Source organism: Caulobacter sp. 602-2, assembly GCF_011043625.1.
In the GTDB taxonomy this organism is placed as follows: Bacteria; Pseudomonadota; Alphaproteobacteria; order Caulobacterales; family Caulobacteraceae; genus Caulobacter.
In genome coordinates this window covers 42178-68548 of sequence record NZ_JAAKGT010000016.1, presented here as the reverse complement: position 1 = coordinate 68548, position 26371 = coordinate 42178, and the positions used below count along the sequence as shown (strand labels likewise).

Annotated in this window: 26 protein-coding genes; 11 read left to right on the top strand and 15 right to left on the bottom strand. The window is 70.4% G+C overall.

Annotated features, from left to right (window positions below; genetic code table 11):
• Positions 1 to 47 precede the first annotated feature (47 nt).
• Positions 48 to 464 (bottom strand): DUF2306 domain-containing protein, encoded by a 417-nt coding sequence (locus G5B46_RS22425; RefSeq protein WP_240903618.1) that lies wholly within the window; start codon positions 462 to 464, stop codon positions 48 to 50.
• 246 nt (positions 465 to 710) lie between these two features.
• Here G5B46_RS22425 and G5B46_RS22420 point away from each other — a divergent pair, with 246 nt between their 5' ends.
• Positions 711 to 1451 carry a LytTR family DNA-binding domain-containing protein gene (locus G5B46_RS22420; RefSeq protein ID WP_165262625.1) on the top strand — a complete coding sequence of 247 codons (741 nt, stop codon included), beginning with the start codon at positions 711 to 713 and terminating at the stop codon, positions 1449 to 1451.
• Positions 1452 to 1554: 103 nt separating this feature from the next.
• On the opposite strand, the gene G5B46_RS22415 is transcribed toward G5B46_RS22420, so the two are convergent.
• Both G5B46_RS22415 and polA read right to left on the bottom strand, forming a co-directional pair.
• Complete coding sequence (locus tag G5B46_RS22415) at positions 1555 to 3501, bottom strand: methyl-accepting chemotaxis protein (RefSeq protein ID WP_165262623.1); 1947 nt, start codon at positions 3499 to 3501, stop codon at positions 1555 to 1557.
• 315 nt (positions 3502 to 3816) lie between these two features.
• Complete coding sequence (polA, locus tag G5B46_RS22410) at positions 3817 to 6723, bottom strand: DNA polymerase I (RefSeq protein WP_205691829.1); 2907 nt, start codon at positions 6721 to 6723, stop codon at positions 3817 to 3819.
• A 303-nt stretch (positions 6724 to 7026) separates the two neighbouring features.
• On the opposite strand from polA, the gene G5B46_RS22405 reads away from it, so the two are divergent.
• Positions 7027 to 7221, top strand: a complete 195-nt coding sequence (locus tag G5B46_RS22405) for a hypothetical protein (protein WP_165262619.1) — start codon at positions 7027 to 7029, stop codon at positions 7219 to 7221.
• A gap of 172 nt (positions 7222 to 7393) precedes the next feature.
• Here G5B46_RS22405 and G5B46_RS22400 read toward each other — a convergent pair whose 3' ends face one another.
• The 5 genes from G5B46_RS22400 to G5B46_RS22380 are packed head-to-tail and all read right to left on the bottom strand — an operon-like array spanning position 7394 to position 11548.
• Entirely contained in the window at positions 7394 to 8893 is a 1500-nt protein-coding gene (locus G5B46_RS22400) for a HAMP domain-containing sensor histidine kinase (protein WP_165262617.1), read from the bottom strand.
• A 9-nt stretch (positions 8894 to 8902) separates the two neighbouring features.
• Positions 8903 to 9637: a TVP38/TMEM64 family protein gene (locus tag G5B46_RS22395; protein WP_165262615.1), complete on the bottom strand. Its 735-nt coding sequence runs from the start codon at positions 9635 to 9637 to the stop codon at positions 8903 to 8905.
• Positions 9634 to 10701, bottom strand: coding sequence for a quinone-dependent dihydroorotate dehydrogenase (locus G5B46_RS22390; RefSeq protein WP_165262613.1), 1068 nt, complete (start codon positions 10699 to 10701; stop codon positions 9634 to 9636). Before G5B46_RS22390 ends, G5B46_RS22395 begins: the two co-directional genes overlap by 4 nt.
• Positions 10701 to 11039 (bottom strand): DUF952 domain-containing protein, encoded by a 339-nt coding sequence (locus G5B46_RS22385; RefSeq protein WP_165262611.1) that lies wholly within the window; start codon positions 11037 to 11039, stop codon positions 10701 to 10703. Before G5B46_RS22385 ends, G5B46_RS22390 begins: the two co-directional genes overlap by 1 nt.
• Entirely contained in the window at positions 11036 to 11548 is a 513-nt protein-coding gene (locus G5B46_RS22380; protein WP_165262609.1) for a histidine phosphatase family protein, read from the bottom strand. The genes G5B46_RS22385 and G5B46_RS22380 overlap by 4 nt, the downstream gene beginning before the upstream one ends.
• A 135-nt stretch (positions 11549 to 11683) precedes the next feature.
• Here G5B46_RS22380 and G5B46_RS22375 point away from each other — a divergent pair, with 135 nt between their 5' ends.
• The 3 genes from G5B46_RS22375 to G5B46_RS22365 all read left to right on the top strand — a co-directional run bounded on the left by G5B46_RS22375 (position 11684) and on the right by G5B46_RS22365 (position 14398).
• Positions 11684 to 12841, top strand: coding sequence for a homoserine O-acetyltransferase (locus tag G5B46_RS22375; protein ID WP_165262607.1), 1158 nt, complete (start codon positions 11684 to 11686; stop codon positions 12839 to 12841).
• A 151-nt stretch (positions 12842 to 12992) separates the two neighbouring features.
• Complete coding sequence (gene metW, locus G5B46_RS22370) at positions 12993 to 13655, top strand: methionine biosynthesis protein MetW (protein ID WP_165262605.1); 663 nt, start codon at positions 12993 to 12995, stop codon at positions 13653 to 13655.
• Complete coding sequence (locus G5B46_RS22365; protein ID WP_165262603.1) at positions 13652 to 14398, top strand: endonuclease/exonuclease/phosphatase family protein; 747 nt, start codon at positions 13652 to 13654, stop codon at positions 14396 to 14398. Before metW ends, G5B46_RS22365 begins: the two co-directional genes overlap by 4 nt.
• A 16-nt stretch (positions 14399 to 14414) precedes the next feature.
• Here the strand turns inward: G5B46_RS22365 and G5B46_RS22360 are convergent, their stop codons facing one another.
• The 4 genes from G5B46_RS22360 to G5B46_RS22345 all read right to left on the bottom strand — a co-directional run bounded on the left by G5B46_RS22360 (position 14415) and on the right by G5B46_RS22345 (position 18685).
• Positions 14415 to 15782: a hypothetical protein gene (locus tag G5B46_RS22360; RefSeq protein ID WP_165262601.1), complete on the bottom strand. Its 1368-nt coding sequence runs from the start codon at positions 15780 to 15782 to the stop codon at positions 14415 to 14417.
• Between the two features lie 102 nt (positions 15783 to 15884).
• Entirely contained in the window at positions 15885 to 17393 is a 1509-nt protein-coding gene (locus G5B46_RS22355) for a phospholipase D-like domain-containing protein (protein ID WP_165262599.1), read from the bottom strand.
• Between the two features lie 103 nt (positions 17394 to 17496).
• Positions 17497 to 17841: a P-II family nitrogen regulator gene (locus tag G5B46_RS22350; RefSeq protein WP_058348648.1), complete on the bottom strand. Its 345-nt coding sequence runs from the start codon at positions 17839 to 17841 to the stop codon at positions 17497 to 17499.
• Positions 17842 to 17869: 28 nt separating this feature from the next.
• On the bottom strand, positions 17870 to 18685 hold the full coding sequence (locus G5B46_RS22345; protein WP_165262597.1) for a methyltransferase domain-containing protein: 816 nt from the start codon (positions 18683 to 18685) through the stop codon (positions 17870 to 17872).
• A 90-nt stretch (positions 18686 to 18775) separates the two neighbouring features.
• Between G5B46_RS22345 and gloB the strand changes: the two genes are divergently transcribed.
• Together gloB and G5B46_RS22335 are read left to right on the top strand one after the other, a co-directional pair.
• Complete coding sequence (gene gloB, locus G5B46_RS22340) at positions 18776 to 19522, top strand: hydroxyacylglutathione hydrolase (RefSeq protein WP_165262595.1); 747 nt, start codon at positions 18776 to 18778, stop codon at positions 19520 to 19522.
• Complete coding sequence (locus G5B46_RS22335) at positions 19519 to 19980, top strand: cupin domain-containing protein (protein WP_165262593.1); 462 nt, start codon at positions 19519 to 19521, stop codon at positions 19978 to 19980. The genes gloB and G5B46_RS22335 overlap by 4 nt, the downstream gene beginning before the upstream one ends.
• 36 nt (positions 19981 to 20016) lie before the next feature.
• On the opposite strand, the gene G5B46_RS22330 is transcribed toward G5B46_RS22335, so the two are convergent.
• Positions 20017 to 21378, bottom strand: a complete 1362-nt coding sequence (locus G5B46_RS22330; RefSeq protein WP_165262591.1) for a glutamate--cysteine ligase — start codon at positions 21376 to 21378, stop codon at positions 20017 to 20019.
• Between the two features lie 259 nt (positions 21379 to 21637).
• Here G5B46_RS22330 and G5B46_RS22325 point away from each other — a divergent pair, with 259 nt between their 5' ends.
• Positions 21638 to 22402, top strand: coding sequence for an SEL1-like repeat protein (locus tag G5B46_RS22325; RefSeq protein ID WP_165262589.1), 765 nt, complete (start codon positions 21638 to 21640; stop codon positions 22400 to 22402).
• Here the strand turns inward: G5B46_RS22325 and G5B46_RS22320 are convergent.
• The gene (locus tag G5B46_RS22320; protein ID WP_165262587.1) at positions 22399 to 23118 is read right to left on the bottom strand and encodes a 16S rRNA (uracil(1498)-N(3))-methyltransferase; all 720 of its coding nucleotides are present in this window, start codon (positions 23116 to 23118) and stop codon (positions 22399 to 22401) included. The genes G5B46_RS22325 and G5B46_RS22320 overlap by 4 nt on opposite strands.
• 47 nt (positions 23119 to 23165) lie before the next feature.
• Between G5B46_RS22320 and ppk2 the strand changes: the two genes are divergently transcribed.
• Positions 23166 to 23942 (top strand): polyphosphate kinase 2, encoded by a 777-nt coding sequence (gene ppk2 / locus G5B46_RS22315; RefSeq protein WP_165262585.1) that lies wholly within the window; start codon positions 23166 to 23168, stop codon positions 23940 to 23942.
• A 172-nt stretch (positions 23943 to 24114) separates the two neighbouring features.
• Here the strand turns inward: ppk2 and G5B46_RS22310 are convergent, their stop codons facing one another.
• Complete coding sequence (locus G5B46_RS22310) at positions 24115 to 24669, bottom strand: redoxin family protein (protein WP_205691825.1); 555 nt, start codon at positions 24667 to 24669, stop codon at positions 24115 to 24117.
• Between the two features lie 233 nt (positions 24670 to 24902).
• On the opposite strand from G5B46_RS22310, the gene G5B46_RS22305 reads away from it, so the two are divergent.
• Both G5B46_RS22305 and G5B46_RS22300 read left to right on the top strand, forming a co-directional pair.
• Positions 24903 to 25529, top strand: a complete 627-nt coding sequence (locus G5B46_RS22305) for an AraC family transcriptional regulator (RefSeq protein ID WP_165262583.1) — start codon at positions 24903 to 24905, stop codon at positions 25527 to 25529.
• 74 nt (positions 25530 to 25603) lie between these two features.
• A complete protein-coding gene (locus G5B46_RS22300) occupies positions 25604 to 26353 on the top strand; it encodes an SDR family oxidoreductase (protein ID WP_165262581.1) in 750 nt (249 codons plus the stop codon).
• Positions 26354 to 26371 lie beyond the last annotated feature (18 nt).

Here is a 26371-nt window from a genome sequence, read left to right as displayed (position 1 = left end):
GGTCCTTGAAGGGCGCGAAGGCAACAGACTGTGAAACGACAACGCGCTCAACCGAAGAACACGCGCCACAGCAGGCGGCCGGGCAGGAAGGTGAAGCCGCCGGCGACGATCAGTCCGCCCAAGAACAGGCCGGTCATGAAGCGCCGGTGCAGGTGGACGTTGTGGCGGCGGGCGGCGTAGACGGCCATCGGCAGGGCGATGATCGTCCAGCCCGACAGCAGGTGAATCCAGCTCATCGCGCCGTGGTTCATCTCGCGGATGAACAGCGAGCTGACCGCCGTCGTGGCCATGGCCGCCACCCAGGTCCAGCCGAGGGTGCGGTGCAGGGCCGTGCCCTTCACGCCGATCATCAGCACCGTGCCGATGGCCAGCGCGGTCAGGGCGGCGGCGATGTGGATCTGGATCTTCAGCGGCGCGGCCGCCACCAGCGACAGGTCCGGCAGGTGCGGGGCGCTCTTCAGCATCAGGATCGGCGCGGCGGCGATCGCGGTGGCGACGAGCACGCCGGCCAGGCCCCGGCGGCGAAAGCGGCGGGCGGCGGCGTCGTGCATTGACAGGTCGGGCTGGGACATCTTGATCTCCGTGCGGCGTCGGGGTGCGTCGCCGCCGACGAACCGATAGGAGCCGCCCGGGCCGTGTCTCAATCGCCGTTACGTGAGCAGCCGGCTTCGCTTCGCCAGTCGCCGCCGCCCGCCGTTCACGCTTCGCGAATGGCGACCCTGGCGGCGCGTCACGGACGCGGCGTCCTGGTGGCGGGGATCGCGGGCCTGTTCCTGGCCTTCGTCGGCGCGTTCGGCACGGGCGATGCGCCGCTGTGGATGCGGCTCGTCTACTGGCTGGTGCTGTGCTGGTCGGGCGCGGCGGCCGGCGCGGTGGTCGGCGGGATCGTGCAGAACAGCGGCCTGACCGAGCGGCGGCCGTTCGTCGGCGGGGCGGTCATCACCCTGGGCGTGGCGCTGCCCGGCACGCTGTACGTCTGGGCGGTGTCGAGCCTGATGTTCGGCGGCCTGCCGCGCCTGGAGACCCTGGGGCGCTTCTTCCTGCCGGTGCTGGTGATCACCGCGGCGATTACGGCGCTGAACTTCCTGGCCGCCCGTCGGCCGATCGAGACCCATGCCGGCGCGCCCGAGGCGGCGCCGCCGCGCTTTCTGGAGCGCCTGCCGCCCAGGCTGCGCGGCGCGACCCTCTACGCCGTCGAGGCCCAGGACCACTATCTGCGCCTGCATACCTCCAAGGGCGAGGACCTGATCCTGATGCGCCTGTCCGACGCCGTCTCCGAACTGGAGGGCATCGAGGGCGCCCAGACCCACCGCTCCTGGTGGGTGGCCCGCGCGGCGGTGGCGGACGCCAGGCGCGGCGACGGCCGGGCCGTGCTGACCCTGGCCAACGGCGCCGAGGCTCCCGTCAGCCGCGCCTACGCCAAGGCCCTGCGCGAGGCGGGCTGGTTCTAGGGGGCGCGTCCCCGCCGCTTGGAGATACGGAGGGGCGCGGAGCGCAACGAAAAAGGGCGGCCCTTGCGAGCCGCCCTTTCCGTTACTGGCTGAACCGTCCGGCTCAGAACTCCTCCCACTCGTCGACCTTGGTCGCCAGGGCGGCCGAGCCGCCGGGGCGGCCTGGGCGGACGAAGGTCTGGGCGCGGGCCTGGGCGGCGTGCACCGGGTTGGCGCGCGGGGCGGCCGGGACCGGGGCCGAGGCGCGGGCGGCGCCGTCGCCGCCGACCTTGAAGCGGCCGACCAGAGCGGCCAGCTCGCCCGTCTCGCCCTTCAGCGAGTGGGTGGCGGCGGTGGCTTCTTCCACCATGGCGGCGTTCTGCTGGACGACCTGGTCCATCTGGTTCACGGCGGTGTTGACCTGATGCAGGCCGGTCGACTGCTCGGTGGCCGAGGCGGCGATCTCGGTGACCAGGGCGTCGATGGTGGCGACCTGCTCGACGATGCGTTGCAGGGCCTCGCCGGTCTGGCCGACCAGCGACACGCCCGAACCGACCTGCTGGGTCGAGGTCGAGATCAGGGTCTTGATCTCCTTGGCCGCTTCGGCCGAGCGCTGGGCGAGAGCCCGCACTTCCTGCGCCACGACCGCGAAGCCCTTGCCGGCGTCGCCAGCGCGAGCCGCCTCGACCCCGGCGTTCAGGGCCAGAAGGTTGGTCTGGAAGGCGATCTCGTCGATCACGCCGATGATGTTGCCGATCTGGCCCGAGGACTGCTCGATGCCGGCCATGGCGCTGACGGCCTGGCTGACGATGGCGCCCGAACGTTCGGCGTCGGCGCGGGCGGCGGCGACCACGCTGGAGGCCTCCTTGGCGCCGGCGGCGGTCTTGCGAACGGTGGCGGTGATCTCGTCGAGGGCGGCGGCGGTCTCTTCCAGGCTGGCGGCCTGCTGTTCGGTGCGGCGCGACAGGTCGTCGGAAGCCTGGGCGATCTCTTCCGAACCGGCGCGGATGCCGCCGGTGGCGCCGTTGATGCCGCGCAGGGCGTCCTGCAGGCGGCCGGCGGCGGCGTTGAAGTCGGTCTTCAGCTGTTGGGCCTTGGGGGCGAACTCGGCGTCGATGCGGTAGGTCAGGTCGCCGTCGGCCAGCGAGCCGAGCGCTTCGGCCAGGGCGTGGATGGCGATACGGTCGACCTCGGCCTCGGCGGCCTTTTCGGCTTCACGCTCGGTCCGTTCGCGCTCGGTGCGGGCGGCGGCGGCGGCGGCTTCCTCTTCCAGGCGCAGCTTGTGGATGGCGGCGTCCTTGAAGGTGGCGACGGCGCCGGCCATCTCGCCGATCTCGTCCTTGCGGCCCGAGGCCGGCACGGCGACGCTGTTGTCGCCCGAGGCCAGGCGGCGCATGGCGGTGGTCATGGCCGCGACCGGGGCGGCGATGCCGCCGGTCAGCATCAGGCCTCCGCCGACGGCGACGGCCAGGGTGACGGCGATGCCGAGAGCCAGGACCAGCGTGCTGCGCAGCGAGGCGGCGGCCTGGGCGGCGGTCTCGGCGGCGACGACGGCCTCGGCGTCGGTGGTGATGGCTTCGATGGCGTTCTCGACCGGCTCGACGGCCTTGTCGGCGACGCCGTCGTGCTTGACCAGGTCGATGGCCTGGGCGCGGGTGGCCGGATCGGCGCCCAGCTTCTCGGCCGGCTCGATGGCCTGGGCGCGGTAGGCGGCGTAGGCCGCGTCGACGGCGGCGATGCGGGCGAGGTCGGCCTCGTCCTTGCCGGCCAGCTTGCGCAGCTCGTCGAGGGCGGCCACGAACTTCGGCTTGTGGGCGTTCTCCAGGCGGTCGACGTAGTAGGCGTCGCCCGACAGCAGGAAGCCGCGCAGCGAGTTCTCCTGGCGGGTCAGGCGGAAGGCGGCCGTGTCGGCGGCGCGCAGGCTGGCGTGCGCCACGGCCGTGCGCTGCACCGAGCCCTTGTAGGCCTGCTGGTTGATGAACAGCGTAACGCCCATGGCCATGATGGCGGCCAGCATCACGCCGAACACGACCATCAGCTTCTGGGGAATCTTCAAGTCACCAAAACGCACGACCCGCCTCCGGATATCTGCCCCGACGATATGCGCGACCGCACACGTCCTCGCTGCAAGCTCTGGCGAGATCGCGGTTTCCACGGGATTAACCGTACCGTGGCGGAATGTCGCACCCGACGACCGCCGTTACATGCCGTCGGTCGGTGACGGAGCGCTCCCAACTTCCCAGGGTTGCGCTGCGTAAGGGGTTACCGCAGATGGCGGCAAGCCCGCTCCACCTGAGGCGGAGCGGGGTGCGACAAAAATTCAGCCCGAAAATATTTCGCTCTGAGGCGGATCTGGCGGTGTCGGACCGGCGAGCGCGGCTCGGCTCTAGTGCGCCTCGTCCCAGTTGAGCGCGGCGCGGGCCTCGACCGTCAGGGGGATCGAAAGCGCCACGGCGGGCTCGGCGGCGCCCTCCATGACGCGGCGGGCCACGGCGCAGACGGCCTCGGCTTCGTGCTCGGGGGCCTCGAACACCAGTTCGTCGTGCACCTGCAGCAGCATGCGCGCCGACAGGCCCGCATCCTCCAGCGCGCCGGGCATGCGCACCATGGCCCGGCGCATGACATCGGCCGCCGCGCCCTGGATCGGGGCGTTGATGGCGGCGCGTTCGGAGAACTGACGCTGGCCCACTGACTTGGCGTGGATGTCGGGGATGTTGATCTTGCGGCCGAAGATCGTGGTGACGTAGCCGTGCTCGCGCACGAAGGCCTTGGTGGCGTCCATATAGGCCTGGATGCCGGGGAAGCGCTCGAAATAGGTCTTGATGTAGGCCCCGGCCTCGCCCTGGCCGATGCCCAACTGGTTGGCCAGGCCAAAGGCGCTGATGCCATAGACGATGCCGAAGTTGATGGCCTTGGCCCGGCGGCGGATCAGCGGGTCCATGCCCTCGATCGGGGTGTCGAACATCTCCGAGGCCGTCATGGCGTGGATGTCGAGCCCGTCGCGGAAGGCCTGCTGCAGTTGCGGGATCTGGCCGATATGGGCCAGCAGGCGCAGCTCGATCTGGCTGTAGTCGGCGCTGATCAGCACCTTGCCCGGCTCGGCCACGAACGCCTTGCGGATCTTGCGGCCTTCCTCGGTGCGCACCGGGATGTTCTGCAGGTTGGGATCCGACGACGACAGGCGGCCCGTCGTCGTGGCGGCCAGGGCGTAGGAGGTGTGCACCCGGCCCGTGCGCTCGCTGATCGCGGCGATCAGGTTCTCGGTATAGGTGCCTTTCAGCTTGGAAAGCTGACGCCAGTCGAGCAGCACGCGCGGCAGCTCGTGTTCGCCCGCCAGGCTTTCCAGCACGTCGCTGTCGGTCGACCACTGGCCGGTGGCGGTCTTCTTGCCGCCCTTCATGTTCAGCTCGCCGAACAGCACGTCGCCGATCTGTTTGGGGCTGCCCAGGTTGAACGGGCGGCCGGCCAGCTTCTGCGCCTGCTCCTCGAACTCGGCCATGCGCAGCGAGAACTCGTTCGACAGCCGGCGCAGGGTCTCGGGATCGACGCGGACGCCGTCGTTCTCCATCGTCGCCAGCACGGTCGGCAGCGGGCGCTCGAGGGTCTCGTAGACGGTCAGCAGGCCCTCGGCCGCCAGGCGCGGGCGCAGCACGTTGTAGAGTCGCAGGGTGACGTCGGCGTCTTCGGCGGCGTAGGCCGTGGCCTTGTCCAGGGCCACGTGCTTGAAGCTGATCTGGCTCTTGCCCGTGCCGGCCACTTCCTTGAACGGGATGGGCTTATGGCCCAGCCACAGCTCCGACAGTTCGTCCATGCCGTGGCCGTGCAGGCCCGCTTCCAGCACGTAGCTGATCAGCATGGTGTCTTCGATCGGGCCGACCTTGACGCCCCGGCGGGCCATCACGGCGACGTCGTACTTGGCGTTCTGGGCGACCTTCAGCACCGACGGGTCTTCCAGCAGCGGCTTCAGCGCGGCGATGGCCTCTTCCTCGGAGATCTGCTCCAGCTTGGCCGGGGCCTCGAAGGCCAGGCCCCCGTCTTGCGCCTTCTCCTCGTGGCCGACGGGGATGTAGCAGGCCTCGCCCGGCGCGATGGCCAGCGACACGCCGCACAGACCCGCATTGGCCGACGACAGGGCGTCGGTCTCGGTGTCGAAGGCGACCACGCCCTTGGCGCGGGCCTTGTCGATCCAGACCTGCAGCGTGGCCAGGTCGCGCACGCAGACGTAGGACGCGGTGTCGATGGCGACGGGCTCGGCCACCGGATTGGCGGCGGCGCGGGCGGCGGCCGAGACGTAGGAGACGCTGGTCACCGGCGCGGTGACGGCCTTGTCCGACGGGCGGGCGTCCAGCGTGCGCGGCGCGGCCGCGGCGTTGCCGTCGCCCACGCGCCGAGCCAGCGTGCGGAACTCCATCTCGTCGAGGAAGGCCGCCAGCACGGCCTTGTCGGGCTCGCGCACCACCAGGTCGTCCAGCGGCTCGGGCAGGGGGGTGTCGCAGTCCAGCGTGACCAGGGCCTTGGACAGGCGGATCTGGTCGGCGAAGTTGATCAGGGTCTCGCGGCGCTTGGGCTGCTTGATCTCGCCGGCGCGGGCCAGCAGCGTGTCGAGGTCGCCGTACTCGGTGATTAGCTGGGCGGCGGTCTTGATGCCGATGCCGGGGGCGCCGGGCACGTTGTCGACGCTGTCGCCGCACAGCGACTGCACATCGACCACCTGCTCGGGATAGACGCCGAACTTCTCGAACACCTCGGCCCGGCCGATGCGCACGCCCTTCATGGGATCGAACATCGAGACGCTGTCGCCCACCAGCTGCATCAGGTCCTTGTCGGACGAGACGATGACGGCCTCGCCGCCGGCGTCGCGGGCGGCGCAGGCATAGGCGGCGATCAGGTCGTCGGCCTCGTAGCCGGGCAGCTCGATGGCCGGCACGCCGAAGGCCCGGGTGGCGTCGCGCACCAGCGGGAACTGCGGGATCAGGTCTTCCGGCGGCGGCGGGCGGTGGGCCTTGTACTGGTCGTACAGCTTGTTGCGGAACGTCTTTTCCGAGTGGTCCCAGATCACCGCCAGGTGCGTGGGCGCGTCGCCCTGCATGTCGCGCATCAGCTTCCACAGCATGTTGCAGAAGCCCTGCACCGCGCCGACCGGCAGGCCGTCGCTCTTGCGGGTCAGGGGCGGCAGGGCGTGATAGGCGCGGAACAGATAGGCCGAGCCGTCCACCAGGAACAGGCGCAGGGCGGGGCCGTCCTGGGTCAGCGGACGGGTCTGGGCGGATTCGGGCGCGGCGGCGTCGGTCATGGCGGCGAACATAAGGGGATCGGGCTTGCGCCGGAACCCTCGCCAAGCACGCTATAGACGGTTGCTGACGCGCGGCGGCGGCGCGCTCCACGGCGCCGCTTTGCAACCGCTGTTCGCCCAAATGAGGCGAGATCGCCCTTAAGGCGCCCCATGCTGGACCTGTGGATGGTTTACAGGCAAAAGCACGTCCGCTCGTGAGACGGACGCAATCCTTCTGGCGAGCCCTGGGAACCTCAGGGCCCATCAGAGGCTTGGTTCCTGGTGAGTAAAAGCGCCCTCCCCGACGCGGATACTTTTTTGAACATGACCTTGAAGAAGACCATAGCCCTGGGCCTTGGCCTGGGAAGTTGCAGCCTTGTGGTCGCCGGCGTTCTGGCGACCGGGATCCTGGCCCCGCCGCCCGCGCCCGACACGCTGACCAGCGAGCCCGTCGAACTGCGCGCGCCGCTGGCGCCGGCCGAGCAGGGCGCGCCCCTGCCCAAGCAGTACGTGGTCTGAGGCTTTAGACCTCCCGTCATTCCCGCCCTTGTGGCGGGAAACCCTCTGTCAGCCGCAGGGCGGATGGGGCGACGCGTCGAGCGCGTCGTCGGCGCTTCACGTGCGAGCGGAACCAGGGCTTCCCGCCACAAGGGCGGGAATGACGGGCGGATAGGGGCGACAGAGAGCCCGGCTAAGGCTTCGACTTGGCCGGCTCGTTCTCTTCGGGCGCCGGCGCGGGTTCGGGAGCGCCCGCCAGGGTCAGGTCGAACACCGAGCCGCCGGGGCCGGTCTCCACCAGCGCAAGATCCCCGCCGTGGCCCTGGGCCAGTTCGCGGGCGATGGCCAGGCCAAGGCCCGTGCCGCCGCGACGCACCGAGCCCACGAACGGCTGGAAGAGGTTGGCCCGCGCCCGCGCCGGCACGCCGGGGCCGTCGTCCGAAAGCCGCAAATGGCTCATGCCGTCGGCGCGGCGCAGTTCCACGAACACCCGGCCCTTGCCGCTGCGGTCGGGCGCGCCCTCGATGGCCTCGCGGGCGTTGCGCAGCAGGTTGGTGAGGATGCGGTGCAGCTGGTCGGGATCGGCCTGGATCTGCTCGCGCGGGTCGATCACCGTCTCCAGGGCCACGCCCTGCGGGGTCAGGCCGGAGTCCTCGGCCGCCATCTCCAGCGCCGCGCGCAGGCCGACGGTGCGGACCACCGGCGCCGGCTCCTTGGACTTGCCATAGGCCATGACGTCGCTGGCCAGGGTGATGGCGCGGTCCAGCGCCCGTTCGAGACGGGGCAGGGCCTGGGCCACCTTGGGGTCGCCCAGCGCGGCCAGGCGGTCCGAAGCCATCTGGGCGCTGGTCAGCATGTTGCGCAGGTCGTGATTGATCTTGGCCACCGCCTCGCCCAGCGCGGCCAGGCGGGCCTTGGCCTGCAGGGCGGTGCGCAGGTCGGTCTGCATGGCGTCGAGCTCGGCCTCGGCGCGGCCGATTTCGTCGCGGCGGCGCGACACCACCACCCGGGCCTCGGGATCCTCGGGATCGGCGCGGAAGCGCTCCATGGCCTTGGTGATGCGCTGCATGGGCCGCACCAGCAGGAAGTTCAGCGACAGGTAGATCAGACCCCCGGCCAGGCCGGCGGCGAACAGGGTCACGCCCGCCAGCCGCCAGAAGTTGGAGATCAGGTGGGCCTTCAGCGGGGCGTCGGGCAGCACGATCTCGACGAACTCGGCTTCCTGGCGGAAGCGCGGCTCGGCCATCACCCGCACCAGGCTGCCGGGCTTGCTCTTCAGGGTGAAGAACGGGGCGGCCAGCCACGAGCCGGGGTTCTGGCCGCGCAGGTCGACGAGGTAGGGCTGTTCGATGGCGCGCGGCTCGGTGGGCAGCACCAGGCGTCGGGCGCCGTCGACCTGCAGGGCCACGATCACGACGCCGGCCTGGTCGAGCAGGCGCTGGGAGACCTGGTCGGTGACCCGGCGCTCGGGGTCGGCGTCGGCGATGGTCGAAGCCAGTTCGGCGGCCCGCACCCGGTCGAGCAGCCATTGCTTTTCGAGGTCGGCCAGGGCCGGCGGCAGGATGAAGGCGCCGGCCAGGAACACGAACAGTGCGGTCAGCAGCAGCAGGCGCGCCGAGAGGCCGCCGGGCCACGGAAGGCGTCTTCCGGGCGGCTTGTCGGGAGCGGCGGGCGGCGTGACCGGTTCGGCCATTCGTCTGGGTTACTTCACGTCGGCGGCGGGGGCAACGCGGCGCCTGCGCGCGGCCTTCCAAAGCGGGGGCAACAGGGCCAGGACGCCCAGGCCGATGATCGGCAGGTAGATGCGCGGCGAGGCCAGGGTGGCGATGGTCACCGGATCGCCCTCGGCGAACAGATGGCCCAGGCCCGAACCGATCCCGGCATAGACGAACGAGCTGGGCGCCATGCCCAGCACCGAGGCCAGCAGGTAGGTGCGCAGCGGGATCTTCATCAGGCCCGAGGCCACGTTGACCAGCAGCAGCGGGAAGGCCGGGATCAGCCGCAGGGTCAGAAGGTAGGAGAAGGCGTCGGCCTTGAACCCCTCCTCGATGCGAGTCAGCAGCGCGCCGGGCCGGCGGCGCAGGAAGTCGCCGAAGGCCGTGCGGCAGGCCGCGTAGACCACGGTCGAGCCGCCGGTCACGCCGGTCAGGGCCAGGAACCCGCCCCACGGCCCGAACAGGAAGCCCGAGCTCAGCGACAGGATCAGCGCTCCGGGCAGCGAGATCGACACCACCAGCACATACAGCAGCACGAACAGCACCGCGCACTGCAGCGGATGATGGTGGGCGAAGGCCTGCAGGGCCTCGCCCTGGGCCTGCAGGGTCTCGAGCGACAGCTTGCCGGTCAGGCCCGAGGCCAGAGCCGCCACGAGCAGCAGCGCCAGGACCGCCAGCGGTCCGAAGCGTCGCAGCCAGGCCAGGCTCTGGTCAGGGTTCATGCGGTCCCGATCGCGTCCGAAACGCTGGCGAAGCCCTCGGCGCGCAGGCGGGCGGCCAGCTCCTTCTTGATGCGGACCACCAGGCCCGGGCCGCCATAGACCAGGGCCGAATAGAGCTGCACCGCGCAGGCGCCGGCCTTGATCTTGGCCAGGGCGTCGGCGCCGCTGGCCACCCCGCCGGCCCCGATCAGCGCCACGCGGCCCTTGGCGGCGGCGTGGAACTCGGCCAGCACGCGGGTCGAGGCGACCAGCAGCGGTGCGCCCGACAGGCCGCCGCCCTCGGCCTTCTGCACCGACTTCAGGGTGTCGGGGCGGGCGATGGTGGTGTTGGAGACGATGATGCCGTTCAGGCCGCAGGCCAGCACGGTCTCGACGATGGCCTCGACCTCGCCCTCTTCCAGGTCGGGGGCGACCTTGAGGAAGATCGGATAGTCGGCGCCGCCCTTTTTCAGCTCCGCGCGGGCCTGCGCCAGGCGACCCAGCAGTTCCTCCAGCGCCGCCTTGGTCTGCAGGGCGCGCAGGCCCGGCGTGTTGGGCGAGGAGATGTTGACCGTGAAGTAGTCCGACAGGCCCCACAGGCGGGTCAGGCCCGTGACGTAGTCGCCGATGCGGTCTTCGGCGTCCTTGTTGGCCCCGATATTGGCGCCGAACACGCCCAGGCGGTCGGCGTGGGCGTGCTTGCGAGCGGCCAGGCGCGCGGCGAAGGGCTCCAGCCCCTCGTTGTTGAAGCCCATGCGGTTGATCACCGCCTGGTCGTCGGTCAGGCGGAACAGACGTGGGCGCGGATTGCCGGCCTGGGCCAGCGGCGTGACCGTGCCGGCCTCCACGAAGCCGAAGCCGGCGGCCAGCATGGCGTCGGGAACCTCGGCGTTCTTGTCGAAGCCCGCGGCCAGGCCCACGCAGTTGGCCAGTTGCAGGCCCGCGACGCTGGTGGCCAGGATCGGATCGTCGACGCCGCCGTCGCGAGGGCCCAGGCCCCACTTCAGGCCGCGGATCGCCCAGCCGTGGGCGTCCTCGGGATCCAGCGCGTGCAGGGCGCGGGCGGCGATGTCGTGCAGGCTCATCAGGCGAGACCCAGTTGGGGAACGCCGTCGGCGTCGAGGGAGAGCGGCTTTTCCGAAACCGCTTCGGACGGATCGAGGCTGCGGAACAGGTGCGGGAACAGGGCCCCGCCGCGCGAGGCCTCCCACTTCAGCTCGGGGCCGAGCGCGTCGGCGTCGAAGCCGACCAGCAGCAGGTCTTCCTGGCCCTTGAAATAGAGCGCGGCGGTCTGCTGGGCCTGGTCGGCGCCGGAAAGGTGGATGTAACCGTCGGCGTGGTCGATGGGGGCGCCGGTAAAGCGGCCGGCCGCCTTGGCCTCGTCCCACAGCGTCTTCGGAAGGATCTTGTAGACCAGGGTCATTCGCCGCCGTGCCCGCCGTGTTCGGATGCGTAGAAGACGCGCGCCAGCCGCGGGGCGCCGGACGCGTCGATGTCGAAGACCGCCGCCGTGGCGGTGGGGAAGCGGCCGCGCAGCTTGGTCATTTCGCCGGCGTCGGCGGGCGCTCCCATGGCCAGGCGCAGCGACAGGTCGTGCAGGCCCGGATTGTGGCCCACCACCATCACCGTGCCGGCCGGGGCGTCGGCCTCGCGCACGGCGGCCAGCACCTCCTGGGCCTCGGCGTGGTAGAGATTGCGCAGCACCTGCGCGGTCGCGCCCGGAAAGGCGCCGGCGGCGGCCTCCCAGGTCTCGCGGGTGCGGCGGGCGGCCGAGACCAGGACGAGGTCGGGCGCAAGGCCTTCGGCGGCCAGCGCCGAGGCGATCAGCGCCACGTCCTGGCGGCCGCGCTCGGCGAGCGCGCGCTCGAAGTCGCCGCCCTGGGCGGCGTGCCGCTCGGCCTTGCCGTGGCGCATCAGGATCAGACGGTCCATGGCGCACTCCATAAAGCGGTTTTAAAGCTGGGCAAATGGCGAGAAACGCCGTGGCGACGATCTCCTCTTAAGGGGCGCGGGGCCGGGCGCAAAGCGCATGGTTGACACCTTCGTCGACAGGCGGTCCAAGGCGACATGGCCGACCTTGATCTGGACGTTTCCGCGCCGCTCGGCGGCGGTGTCTGGCGCTTCCCCGCCGACCGGCCGCTGGTGCTGGATTCCGGCGCGAAGATCAGCGGTCTGGAGGTGGCCTACCAGACCTACGGCTCGCTGAACGAGGACGGGACCAACGCCGTCCTGATCTGCCACGCGCTGACCGGCGACCAGTATGTGGCCTCGACCCATCCGGCCACCGGCAAGCCCGGCTGGTGGACGCGCCTTGTCGGTCACGGCAAGCCGATCGATCCGGCCCGGCACTTCATCATCTGCTCCAACGTCATCGGCGGCTGCATGGGCTCGACGGGGCCGGCCTCGGTCAATCCGGCCACCGGGCAGGCCTGGGGCCTGTCGTTCCCGATCATCACCATCGCCGACATGGTGCGGGCCCAGGCCATGCTGATCGACGCCCTGGGGGTCGACACCCTGCTGGCGGTGGTCGGCGGCTCGATGGGCGGCATGCAGGTGCAGCAGTGGGCGGTCGACTACCCCCAGCGGGTGTTCAGCGCCGTCGTCGTGGCCTCGACCTCGCGCCACTCGGCCCAGAACATCGCCTTCCACGAGGTGGGTCGCCAGGCGATCATGGCCGATCCGGAGTGGCGCGGCGGGGCCTACGCGGCCCAGGGCGCGCGCCCGGAGAAGGGCCTGGCCGTGGCCCGCATGGCCGCCCACATCACCTATGTTTCCGAGCCGGCCCTGCAGCGCAAGTTCGGGCGCGAACTGCAGCGCGACGGCCTGTCCTGGGGCTTCGACGCCGACTTCCAGGTCGAGAGCTATCTGCGCCACCAGGGGGCGGCCTTCGTCGACCGGTTCGACGCCAACTCCTATCTCTACATCACCCGGGCCATGGACTATTTCGACCTGGCCGCGCCGCATGGCGGAGTGCTGGCCAACGCCTTCAAGGCCGCGCGCGACGTGCGGTTCTGTGTGCTGAGCTTCACCAGCGACTGGCTTTATCCGACCGCCGAGAGCCGCCACATCGTCCGCGCCCTGACCGCCGCCGGCTGCCGGGCGGCCTTCGCCGAGATCGACAGCGACAAGGGCCACGACGCCTTCCTGCTGGACGAGCCGGTCATGGACGCGGCCCTGACGGGGTTCATGGCGTCGGTGGAGCGCGAGAGGGGGATCGGGCGATGAGGACGTTTTTCAAGATGCTCCCCCTGAAGGGGGAGCTGTCGGCGAAGCCGACTGAGGGGGAAGTCGTTGCTGGGCCGGCAGGCGCAGCGGCGGCTGAAAACGTCCCCCCTCCGGCCCTCCGGGCCACCTCCCCCAGAGGGGGAGGATCGCGATGACCCTCATCCGTGAGGACTTCCGCGAGATCCTGCGCCTGGTGCGTCCCGGCGCGCGGGTGCTCGACGTGGGCTGCGGCGAGGGCGCGCTGCTGGAGCTGCTGACCCGGGAGAAGGAGGTCGACGGCCGGGGGCTGGAGATCAGCGCCCACGGCGTGGCCGCCTGCATGGCGCGGGGGCTGTCGGTGGTGCAGGGCGACGCCGACCAGGACCTCGACCACTTCCCCGACAAGACCTTCGACTACGCGGTGCTGTCGCAGACCCTGCAGGCCACCCGCAATCCGCGCCATGTGCTGGACGAGCTCTTGCGCATCGCCGACCGCGCCATCGTCTCGTTTCCCAATTTCGGTCACTGGCGGGTGCGCTGGTCGCTGATCAGCCGGGGGCGGATGCCCGAAACCAAGGCCCTGCCCATGCCCTGGTGGTCGACGCCCAACATCCACCTGTGCACCCTGGCCGACTTCATGGCCCTGACGCAGGACCTGGACGTGCGGGTGGATTCCAGCGCCGCCTTCGCCGGAACCGGCCCGGCCCGCCCGATCGACCCCACCAGGGCGCTGGAGAACTGGCGCTCGGAGACCTGTCTTTTCCTGCTCAGCCGCGGGGCGCCCGCAGAGCGTGTGGAACCCAGCGCCGTTTCAGGCGATCTTCTGATCCCATGAAGCTGCGGCTGATGACCTACAACGTCCACCGTTGCGTGGGCGGCGACCGCAGGCTCGACGTGGAACGCGTGGCCGAGGTGATCTCGGCCCACGAGCCCGACGTCGTGGCCTTGCAGGAACTCGACGTCGGCCGGCTGCGCACCGGCCATGTCGACCAGGCCCATCGCTTGGCCGAACTCCTGAAGATGGGCTTCCACTTCCACCCGGCCATGACGGTGGAGGAAGAGCTCTATGGCGACGCCATCCTCACCCATCTGCCCGAGAAGCTGATCAAGTCGGGCCCGCTGCCGTTCTACCGCGCCGTGCCGGGGCTGGAGCCGCGCGGGGCGCTGTGGATCGAGGTGATGGTGGGCGGCACGCCGGTGCAGATCATCAACACCCACCTTGGCCTGATCCCGCAGGAGCAGAAGCGCCAGGCCGCCGCCCTGGTCGGCGAGGGCTGGATGTCGTCCGACCGCTGGAAGGCGCCCGGCGTGCTGCTGGGCGACTTCAACGCCACGCCCTATTCGGCCACCTACCGCCTGCTGAAAGCCGCCGCCCGCGATGCTCAGAGCGTCTCGGCCGGCTGGGGCAAGGCCCCGACCGCGACCTTCCCCTCGACCTTCCCGTTCATGCGCATCGACCACGTGTTCCTGACCAAGGGCCTGCGCACGGTGAACGTGTTCTCCCCCTACGACGCCCTGGCCAGGGTGGCGTCGGACCACCTGCCGCTAGTGGTCGACCTGGAGATCGAGGGGGAGTGAGGCGCAGGCCCCGTGCTCAGCGTCCGGGGTCGTAGAGCGAGGTGATCAGGAGCCGCGTGAGATTGGTGGCGAACACGTTGCTGTGCAGGTCGTTGATGCTGTAGTGCGACCCGGCGCTGGCGATCGCCGTGTGGTCGGTATCGACCACCCAGAGGGCGCCGGCGTTCAGCGCTTTGCGCTGGAAGCGCATGTCGTACATGCGACTTTTGAGGCTGTAGCTCACGCCGTCCCATCGGCTGTAATAGATCGGCGCGTGCGCGGGCTCGGTCGACGACCAGTTCACGGGCCCCTGATTGATGAGCGGGGCGTCAACGTCCTCGGCGTAGCTCACGAAGGTGAGTTCGTGGGTCTTCTGGGCGTCATCGAAGCCGATGGCGACCCGGCGAAGCCGGCTCGACGGGTCGCAGAAATCCCCATCCTTCATCAGCAGCGTGCCGATGCGGTAGTAGATCCGGCGAGCCCTGTCGGCGCGGCTGGTGACGTTGATCCAGCGCGGGGGCGTGACGGGAACCTTGCTGGCGTTGGCCTGGAGGGCCTTTTCGTAGCAGTCAGATCCCACCGCCGCGTTGAACGTCACGATCAGGCTGTTCTTGCCCAAAGGCGTGGTGTCGCCGGCTTCGAGGCGATCGCGGTAGAGGCGCGTGATGATCCTGCCGCCGAAGGAAAGGCCCGACAGCATCATCCTGTCTTCGGGATAGGCGGGGTCGTTGAGCGTCTTTGAAAGCTCGTCCAGGGCGGCGTGCAGGGAGGGGCGGCCCTCGCCGTCGTAGCCGCGCTGGACGCCGATGGCGTTTGCCGTGCGGCCCCGGCTCAGGAACGACGCGGGCGCCGACAGCCCGATCGGGTCGCGATAGTCGCGACCTCGCCAGCCGACCCAGACGCCGATGACCAGCGGCTTGCGAGCGATCAGCTTGGAGTCGTGCAGGCGTTGGACCGTATCGGTCACGCGCCCCATCTGGGCGTAGAACAGGTTCACCTGTCCCGACTGCGCCTGGCAGTCCTTCAAGGGGCGCTCGTCGGCGTTGCCGTTCCAGCCGTGCACATAGGCCGCAAGCAGCACGGGAACACCGCTCGCATGGGCCCGCTGGATACGTCGCTCGATCGCCCGCAACTGGGCCGGCACGGCGAGATAGCCGTCTTCGTTCACCTCGAGCCACGCCTGGTCGTAGGTCATCGGAAAGTAGGCCGAGCGAGCGCAGGGCTGGGTCAGCCAGCCGTCGCCCCGGACTTGAACGGTCCTGGAGCCGGTAGCCAGATCCAGTTCCTCGGGCGTGCAGTCCTTAGAGCCGCAGGCCACGGGGTGATAAGGCTTGTCCGGAACAGTGGTGCAGCCGGAAATCGAGGCCGCTACCAGAACGCCACAGGCACTAGCCGACAGTCGCATCGGTCCCTCCCTGGCAGATTTTGCAAGCTTGAGCTTACATGATCCCGGAAGGGTTGAATTGAACTAATTATGCACCTTTGAGGGTATTTTCGGCGGCGCCCTCTAAAGCTGCAGGTGTTCCGGCGGCTCCGGCGGCGGCGCCGTCAGCCTGGCCAGGTCGTGCTTGAGGCGCTTGCGGCGGCCCCAGGGGCGCCAGGCGTCGTCGGGGGCGATGGCGTCGCCCAGGCTCCAGTCTGCGACGAACTTCTTCATCCCCTTCAGCGGCATGACGCCCACCGGCTCCAGCCGGCGCGGGCCGGTCTTGCCGTCCAGGGCCTCGATGGCGGGGCCAAGGCCGCCGTGCTCGATGAAGGCCTCCAGCACGCTTTCCGTCTCGACCCCCAGGAAGTGGCCGATCAGCCGGCCCAGGAACGCGGCGATGGCCAGGCGCTGGTCCTCGTCGCGGGCCTCGAAGCCGATGTCGCACTCGGTGTCGAGGCCGATCGAGCGGTTGTTGAGGTTGGCCGAGCCCAGGCGCAGCACCCGGTCGTCGGCGACCGCCACCTTGGAATGGACGATGATCGGCGCGCCCTTGGGCGTGCGGGCGCTGAAGGCGAAGAAGCGGCCGTGGACGTCGACCTCGCGCAGGCGGTTGATGGCCGCGGTGCGGGCGCTGTCCATGGTGACCTGGTCGAAATAGCTGGGGCTGCGGGCGGGGCCCACCGTCACCACCTCGGGGCCGTCGGGTTCGGCCAGGCGCTCGGCCAGGGCTTCGACCACGATCGGCGAGGTCAGGTACTGGTTCTCGATATAGATCAGCCACTGGGCCGTGCGGATCATCTCCAGGTGCAGCAGCAGGCACTCGTTGATCTCGGCGTCGCGGCGCCAGTGCGGTTGGGTGCGGGCGATGGCCACCGGCAGGCGGCGCAGCAGCGGCGCCAGGTGTTCGGGCCAGGGCGTCGTCAGCGGGCGCTCGGGCGGATCCAGGGTCTCGCCGGTGGCCTTGCGCCAGCGCTCGGCGAAGAGTTCGGCCAGGGCGCCGGCGACCGGCCCGTCGACCAGGGCGGCGACCTCGTGGCGGGCCGGATAATGGTGGCCGGTCGGCAGGCGGCGGCGCGGATCGTTGTCGAGGTGGGCGGTGGTGTCCCAGCGGTCGACGCCGATGTCGCCGCCGCTGACCAGCGCCGTGACGCCGTCGACCACGACCACCTTCTGGTGGTGGCTGGCGCTGGCCGGCAGGGTGTTGTCCAGCCGGTACTTGACCTTGGAGCCGGCGAAGAAGGCCGCGCCCCGCTGCGGGCCGAACAACTGGGAGGCGGCGATCGGGAACGGCATGTCCCAGGCCAGCACCCGCACGTCCAACGCCGGGTTCAGCGCCGCCTGCCGCCGCAGCAGCAGGCCGATGCGGTCGGCGTGGACGGGGTCCCGGCTCCTCTTCACCCGGTCGGGGTCCAACCGCGTGAGCGGATCGAACACCCAGGCCAGGATCCAGATCGAGTGCTTGGCCGACAGCAGCAGGGCCTTCAGGGCGTCGAAGGCCTCGTCGTTGTCGATGAACAGCGCCAGGCGTTCGGCGGTCTCGACCCGCCAGCAGGTCGAGCCGGGCGTGAAGACGGTTTCGATCTCGGCCATGTCGCCCCTACGCCCGTACTGCCACTGAAACGCACGGGGCAGTGTAAGGCTCCGCTTGTGGCCGCGGCTTGTCCCAAATCATCCCGCCGCGCGTCGCGGCGGATCAGCCGGCGATGGCGGCCGCGTCGCGCTCGCCCGTACGGATGCGCAGGGCCTGTTCCAGGTCGAGGACGAAGACCTTGCCGTCGCCGATCTTGCCGGTGTTGGCGGTGCGCTGCAGGGCCTCGATGACCGCGTCGGCCACGTCGGTGGGCACGGCGATCTCCAGCTTCACCTTCGGCAGCAGCTTCACCTCGTACTCGGCGCCGCGATAGACCTCGGTCTTGCCCTTCTGGCGGCCGTAGCCGCGCACCTCGGTCACCGTCAGGCCCGACGCGCCCGCCTCGGTGACCGCCTCCAGCACGGCGTCCAGGCGGCTGGGCTTGATAACGGCGACGATCATCTTCATGGCGCGAATTCCCCTTTACGCGGCCGGTTTACGGCTGTGTCGGCGACTCAAGGCTAGGCCCTGGCGCCACAGCTTCCAATAGTATTCCGGTCCTTACGGTTCCCGGCGCCTTTCGAACAGGCGCCACGCCGGCCGGCGCGGGCGGCATGACCGGGGCGAACACCCGGGCGCGGGCCCGGCTGCCGCGCGGCTTGACCGCGAAGGTCTGCTTGACCGCTTCCATCAGGATCAGGCCGGCGAAGCGCGGCCAGAGGCGCGCGCCGACCTGCTCGAAGCCCTCGGCCCAGCCGACGGTGAAGCCGGCGGGCGGCGCATAGAGCGCCCGGGTCCAGCCGGCGGGCTCCAGGTCGGCCTCGCGCAGCAGGCTTTCCAGCTGACCGCGGCTGAACGGGCGGCCGTGGCCGAACGGGGTGCCCTCGGCGCGGGCCCAGACGCCGTCGCGCGAGGCCACCGCGACGATCAGGCGGCCGGACGGGGCCATCACCCGCCACAGTTCGCGCAGCACGGCCAGCGGATCGTCGGCCTCTTCCAGTGCGTGGACGGCCAGGATCCGGTCGAACATGGCGTTGGGAAAGGGCAGGGCGGTCTCTTCGACCAGGGCGGCCTGGTTACGCTCGCCCACGGGCCAGACTTCCACGCCCTGCGTCGCGGGCATGGCGGCCACCACCCGGCGGGCCTTGGCGCGGCACTCGTCGAGGAAGGGCGTGGCGTAGCCCAGGCCCAGCACGTCCAGGCCGTTGGCGTCGCCCCAGGCCTCGGCCACCTTGCGGCCGAGCATCTCCCGCGCCACCCGGCCCAGCGGGGCGGCGTAGAAGGCTCTGAGGTCGAGCACGTCGCGGCGCATTGTCTCTCCGTGGCGTCGAGGCCATCTATGTAGGCGGGCGAATCCTCCGCGTCACGCCCGCCGACCCAGTCCGTGACCGAGGCCGATCGCATGCCGCTGCAAATCCACCAGTTTCCCTGCCTCTCCGACAATTACGGCTTTCTCGTGCGCGACGTGGCGACGGGCAAGACCGCCTGCATCGACACGCCGGACGCCGAAGCCATCCTGGTGCAGCTGGAAAAGCTGGGCTGGGAGCTCGACTTCATCCTCAACACCCACTGGCACCCCGACCACGCGGGCGGCAACGAGAAGCTCTATGCCGCCACCGGCGCGACCATCATCGGTCCGCAGGAGGTGACGCGCATCGCGCCGGTGCATCACGAGGCGCGCCCGGGCGAGACCGTTCTGCTGGGCGAGACCCAGCTGGCGGTGATCGACAGCGGGGGCCACACCTTGGGCCATCTTGCCTATTACGACGCCGAAGGCGGCGTGGCCTTTGTCGGCGACACCCTGTTCGCCCTCGGCTGCGGCCGGATGTTCGAGGGCGACCCCGAGCAGATGTGGGCCTCGCTGTCGCGGCTGGCGGCCCTGCCCGACGACACGGTCGTCTACTGCGCCCACGAATACACCGCCTCCAACGCCCGCTTCGCCCTGTCGGTCGACGACGATCCGGCGCTGCGGGCGCGGGCCGACCAGGTGTTCGCCGCCCGCGAGCGCGGCGAGGCCACCGTGCCCACCACCATCGGCCTGGAGAAGGCCACCAATCCGTTCCTGCGCGCCCCGGCGCTGCGGCCGGGCCTTGCGCCCGCCCAGGCCTTCGCCGAGATCCGCGCGGCCAAGGACAGTTTCAAGGGATGAGTGCGATGAGCGTTGCGGGGATTTCGGGCGATCTGGGGGCCAAGGAGATCGTACGCCTGCTGGGCATGCAGCCCCACCCCGAGGGCGGCTGGTACGTGCGCATGTTCGAGGACGCGCCGAACGCCGAAGGCCGCCCGGCCTCGACGGCGATCTACTACCTGCTGGAGGCCGAGCAGATGTCGGCCTGGCACCGCATCGATGCGGTCGAGGTCTGGCACTGGTACGCCGGCGCCCCGATCCGCCTGACCCTGTCGCCGCCCGACGGCGTCGGCGCGACGCCCCACACCCTGGGTCCGGACCTGCGCGCCGGCTGCCGCCCGCAGGTGGTGGTGCCGGTCGGCTGGTGGCAGACGGCCGTGTCGCTGGGGGCCTGGACCCTGGTCGGCTGCACCGTCGCGCCGGGCTTCCGGTTCGAGGGCTTCGAGCTGGCGCCGGAAGACTGGCGGCCCAAGGTCTAGGGCGGAGCCCCCCCTCGGGGGAGGGGGCCTGCCTTCTCAGTAGGCGCCTTCGTCGAACAGCTTGCCGATGTCGCCGCCCCACGGACCGTGGAACTTCTCCAGCAGGCGTTCGGCGGGGGTGACGCCGCTGTCGGCGATCTCTTCCAGTTCGCCCAGATAGATCGTCTCGTCCAGGAAGCCGCCGTTCAGCTGGGCGCGGGCCTTCAGGCCCTGCTTGGCGATGGCGACGAAGTCCTTGGCGACGTCCTGCACGCTGCGGCCGGCGACCTGCGCCTTGAGGCCCAGCTTGGGCACGTCGCGGCGCAGGCCCTCGCGGTCTTCCACCGTCCAGTCCTTGGCCAGGTCCCAGGCCGCCGCCAGAGCCGCGTCGTCGTAGAACACGCCGGTCCACAGGGCCGGCAGGGCGCACAGGCGGCTCCACGGACCCGCGTCGGCGCCGCGCATTTCCAGATAGGTCTTCAGGCGCACCTCGGGGAACGCCGTGGTGGCGTGGTCGGCCCAGTCCTTGAGGCTGGCGCGCTCGCCGCCGACTTCCTCGATCTTGCCGTCGATGAAGTCACGGAACGAGCGGCCGGCCAGGTCGATGTAGCGGTCGCCGCGCTTGGCGAAGTACATCGGCACGTCCAGCATGTACTGGGCGTAGCGCTCGAAGCCGAAGCCGTCCTGGAACACGAAGTCGAGCAGGCCCGTGCGGTTGGGATCGGTGTCGGTCCAGACGTTGGCGCGGGCGGAGAGGAAGCCGTTGGGCTTGCCTTCCGTGAACGGAGAATTGGCGAACAGCGCCGTGGCGATCGGCTGCAGGGCCAGGCTCATGCGGAACTTGGCGACCATGTCGGCTTCGCTCTCGAAGTCGAGATTGGCCTGCACAGTGCAGGTGCGCAGCATCATGTCGAGGCCCAGATTGCCGACCTTGGGCATGTAGTTGCGCATGATCACGTACCGGCCCTTGGGCATGACCGGCACCTCCTCGCGCTTCCACTGCGGCGAGAAGCCGACCCCCAGGAAGCCCAGGCCCAACTCGTCGGCCACGGCCTTGACCTCGTCGAGGTGGCCGCCGGTCTCCTCGCAGATGTCGTGCATGGTCAGCAGCGGGGCGCCGGAAAGCTCGAACTGGCCGCCGGGCTCCAGGCTGACATTGGCGCCGTTGCGCTCAAGGCCGATGATCACATCGCCTTCCATCACCGGCTTCCAGCCGAAGCGCTGCAGGCCCACGAGCAGGGCGTGCACGCCCTTGTCGCCCTCGTAGGGGACCGGCGCATGGGAGCCGAGATAGAAGCCGAACTTCTCGTGCTCTGCGCCGACGCGGAAGGCCGACCTTGGCTTGCAACCCTTGGCGAAATAGGCGGTCAGGTCTTCGAGGGTCAGCGGGCGCTGATCCAGGCTGGCGGTGTCGGCCATCGCCGTCTCCCCTAAAATCGAACGCCACAGGAGGGGAGGGGCCCAATTCCCCCCGACCGCCACGAAACGCGTGGAGCGCAGTTGGGCGCTGTCTTAGCCGACCTCAAGAGGGTCCGCTACAATTAGCGTTACCGTTCGGTCTCGCCGCGACGGGGCGCGGGACGGGCGCGACAAAAATCCTTGTTCTGGGACGGGGCGAAAAACCCTAGACATGGGCCGTGGGCGAGCCTGCCGCGAGGCAGGGGCCGGGAGGGGAAGAATGAAGTTCGCAACGTTGCTCGTCGCCGCGGCCGTGGCCGCCACGCCGGCCCTGGCCCAGGAAGAGACGCCCGGGGCCCAGTACATCGCCGCCGCCCAGGAAGCCGCCAAGGCGGGAAACAAGGACGAGGCCTTTCGGCAGATGGACCTGGCGGCCAAGGCCGGCAATGTGCTGGTCGCCTATTTCCTGGCGCGCGCCTACGAGAGCGGCGGCGACGTGCCCAAGGACGACGGCCGGTCGCTGGCCTATCTGCGGCAGGCGGCCGACGGCGGCCACATGGACGCCGAGTATCGCCTGGGCCTGCGCTACCTGAACGGCCAGGGTCTGCCCGCCGATCGCGACGAGGCCGTCGACTACCTGGTCAGGGCCGATCGGCACGGCTCGATGCCCGCCTTCAACGAACTGGCCAGGATCGCCAAGGCCGAGGACCAGAAGCTGGCCTGCGCCAAGGAGGCGATCGAACGCCTGGGCTACGAGCGCGCCAAGACCACCACGGCCATGTTCGGCAAGGCCAACGAGTATGTGCGCGCGGCAGGCTCGGGCGGCGACTTTGTCGCGCTGTACGGCCCCGACGACGGCGGCATGATCGCCGCGACCCGGTATCGCGCCGTCCGGCTCAAGATCGACGGCTACAGCGTCGCGCGGCCCAAGCAGGTGTCGGGCGGCGCCTCGAGCGTGACCTTCTACGAGTACGAGGGCCGCGGCGCGCCGTCGGCGCAGGGCGCCAAGGACGGCGAGTTCGTGCGCAAGGCCTGCGGGCTCTAGGCGCGCCAATCCCCCGCCGCGGCCTGCCACAGGGTCATGGCGCTGATCGCGGCCGTGTCGGCGCGCAGGATGCGCGGGCCCAGCGACACCGGGGTGACGAAGGGCAGGGCGCGAAGGCGCTCGCGTTCTTCGGGGGCGAAGCCGCCTTCGGGGCCGATCAGGATGGCGGCGGGGCCGCCCGTGCCGGCCAGGGCCTCGATGGCGGGTTTCGCATCGCCGCCCTCGTCGCAGAACACCAGGCGCCGGCTCTCGTCCCAGCCGTCGAGGATCTTGTCGAGCTTCTCGGGATCCAGGATGGCCGGCACGTCGAGGCGGCCGGTCTGCTCGGCGGCCTCCATGGCGATGGCGTCCAGGCGGGCCAGCTTCATGTAGTCGACATTGGTGCGGCGGGTGACCGTCAGGCGCACGCGGCGGGCGCCCAGTTCGGCGGCCTTTTCGACGATGGTCTCGACGCGGCCGCGCTTGACCATGGCGACGACGAGGTCGAGGTCGGGGGGCGTGGTCTGCTCGCGGGTCTGTTCCTCGGCCTTCAGGAGGCAGCCGCGCTTGCCGGCGTCGACCAGGCTGGCGCGCCACTCGCCGTCGGTCCCGTTGAACACGAGGATCTCGTCGCCGACGCCAAGGCGCATGACCTGGACGAGATAGCGCGACTGCTCCTGGGTCGGAGCGATTCCGGCGTCCTTGGACAGCGGCTGGGGCACGAAAAGACGGATCATGCGCTCCTTCTAGCGCAGGTTTCGCTTTCGGGGGTAGGCTCGTTCCCATGAGCAAGGACCGCGACTACGACGAAGAGCTGCGCGACCTTCAGATCGCGCTGATCGCCCTGCAGAAGCACGCCATGGACAAGCAGTGGAAGCTGCTGGCGATCTTCGAGGGGCGCGACGCCGCCGGCAAGGACGGCGCCATCGCCCGCATCACCGAGCACCTGCACCGCCGCCAGACCATCGTCGCGGCCCTGCCCAAGCCAAGCGACCGCGAGGCCAGCGAGTGGTACTTCCAGCGCTATGTGGAATGGCTGCCGGCCTGCGGCGAGGCGGTGATCTTCAACCGCTCCTGGTACAACCGCGCCGGGGTCGAGCGGGTGATGGGCTTTTCCACGCCGCAGCAGCAGGAGCAGTTCCTGCGCGATGTGCCCGGCTTCGAGCGGATGCTGGTCGAGAACGGCATGCGGCTGTCGAAGTTCTGGCTCGACATCGGCAAGGACGTGCAGGCCGAGCGGCTGAAGGCCCGGCGCGACGATCCGCTGAAGGCCTTCAAGACCAGCCCGCTGGACGCCGTCGCCCAGGAGAAGTGGGACGACTACACCGCCGCCCGCGACGACATGCTGACCCGCACCCACACTGAGGCCGCGCCCTGGGTGTGCGTGCGCGCCGACCACAAGAAGGCCGCCCGGCTGAACATCATCCGCTGGCTGCTGCACGCGGCCGCGCCCAGCGGGGCGGCGGGCAAGAAGATCCTCAAGGGCGTGCCCGAGCCCGATCCGGAGGTGATCTTCCGCTTCGAGCCGGCGGCGCTGAGCGACGGGCGGCTGGCGCGGTAGGGGGCGCTTCCTTGGGGACGGCGAGAAATGTGTCATCCCGGCCGGAGGAGCGCGCCAGCGGTCCGTAGAGCCGGGACCTCCCACGCCCGCGGGTTCATCAGCTGCAGGAGATCCCGGCGCTCCGCTTCGCTGCGGCCGGGATGACAATGAAAACGATGAAGCGGAAACCGGCTCAGCCCACCGGCGCGGCGCAGAGGCCGTCCGCGCAGCCATCCGCCGCATCGGCCGATCCAGCGGACGTCGCGACCGCCCCCGACTGCACCAGGGCCTGGACGGCCGCGCCCAGGGTCAGGTCGGGCGGATGGCCGAACAGCTTGTGCACGAGGCGCCCCTGGCGGTCGAACAGCAGCAGGCTGGGCGTGCCCTGCAGGGCGTAGGCGGCCATGGTCTGCGGGATCGGGCCGCCTTTCGGGTCGGGCGCGTCGATCCCGACCGGGAACCTGATGCGGTACTCGTGCAGGAAGGCCTGCAGCGCCGCCGGGGTGTTGGCCTCGTGGTGCTCGAACACCGTGTGCAGGCCGATCACCGCCAGGTCGGACTCGGCGAAGGCTTCGCGCAGGCGCTGGGCCTGGGGCAGGGCGTTGGCCACGCAGCCGGGGCACAGCATCTGGAAGGCGTAGACCGCCACCACCCGGCCGGCCAGGGCGGGCAGGTCGAGCGGGGTCTTGCTGTTGAACCAGCGGCTGGTGGTCAGGGGCGGGGGATTGGTCGTCATCGGGGGCGTCATGGATGGCCTCGTGGCTTGTCGCCGATAGATGGGCGCCTCGCCACGCCGGCCCAGGCCGTGATTGGGACAGGCCGGCTGTGAAATCGACGACCGGAATGTCCAAGACCTCACGGTTATGATGCAATAATTGGAAAAGATAACTTTCCATCATTTCCATTTCGCGATCATTCGAGCCCCGCCATTCTCTCCTTCGACGCCGCGGCCGCCGGGCCCGCCAGGGGAGATTTCAGACCATGTTCGCCACTTCGACGATGACCGCCCGCGCCGCCCAGATCGGTGAAACCTCGCGCAGCTTCGCCCCTCGCGAGGACGTTCAGGCCAGCGCCCTGCCCAAGCGCATCGCCGACCTGCTGCGCGACGCCCAGCGCACCGCCCGCGAGGACCGCGGCCAAGCCGAGCGCCGCATCCAGGAAGCCATGGCCCTGGTCCAGCGCGAGGGCCTGCGCCTCTTGGAAGCCGCCGCGCCGGGCGAGCTGGACCGCGGGGGCCTGGCGCCCTGGCAGATGCGCCGCATCGACGCCCACCTGGCCGCCAATCTCGACGGCTCGGTGCGGGTGACGGATCTGGCGGCGATCGCCAAGCTCAGCGTCAGCCACTTCTCGCGCGCCTTCGCCGCCAGCTACGGCATGGCCCCGCGCGACCACATCCTCAACCTGCGCCTGGAACAGGCCCGCGCCATGATGCTGGACTCGGCCGAGCCGCTGGGCCGGATCGCCATCGCTTGCGGGTTCTCCGACCAGGCCCACCTGTCGAACCGCTTCCGCCGGGCCTTCGACATCAGCCCCAACGCCTGGCGCCGCCAGAACCTGCGCGGCGCGGCGCCTGCCGACATCAATGCCGCCGATCCGGCCTACGCCTGAGCCGACAGCAGGATCCGGGTGGCCGCCCCGCGCCGCCTTTTCCTAGACCTTGGCCTCCCAATCAGGAGGCAAGCATGTCGATGTTGAACAGCAAGGTCGCGATCGTCACCGGCGCGTCGTCGGGGATCGGTCGGGCCACCGCCCTGCGGCTGGCCGCCGAGGGCGCGGCGGTGGTGATCAACGCCCGGGGCGGCCACGCCCTGGAGATCGTCGCCGAGGAGATCCGTGGTCGCGGCGGACAGGTCCATGCGGTCGCCGGCGACGTCGTCGACCCCGCCACCCACGAGGCCCTGGTCGCCGCCGCCGTCGAGCGGTTCGGCGGGCTGGACATCGCCATCAACAACGCCGGCGCGGTCGGTCCCTACGCGCCGCTCGCCGACATCGCGCTGGACGACTGGAACGCCGTGCTGGCCGCCAACCTGACCTCGGCCTTTCTCGGCGCGCGTTCGCAGATTCCGGCCATGCTGGCGCGCGGCGGCGGCAGCTTGGTTTTCGTCTCGACCTTCGTGGGGACCAGCGTCGGCATTCCCGGCATGGCCGCCTACGGCGCCTCCAAGGCTGGGCTGATGGGCCTGGTGAAGGGGCTGACCGCCGACTACGCCGCGCAGGGGATCCGCGCCAACGCCCTGCTGCCGGGCGGAACCGACACGCCGATGGGCGGCGATGCGGCGCAGAAGGAATGGGCTGCGGGCCTGCATGCCCTCAAGCGCATCGCCGACCCCGACGAGATCGCCAGCGCCGCGCTGTTCCTGGCCAGCCCCATGGCCAGCTTCGTCGCCGGTTCGGCCCTCTTCGCCGACGGCGGCAACGCGGCTGTGAAGTAGGGGCCAGGAAAAAGGGGC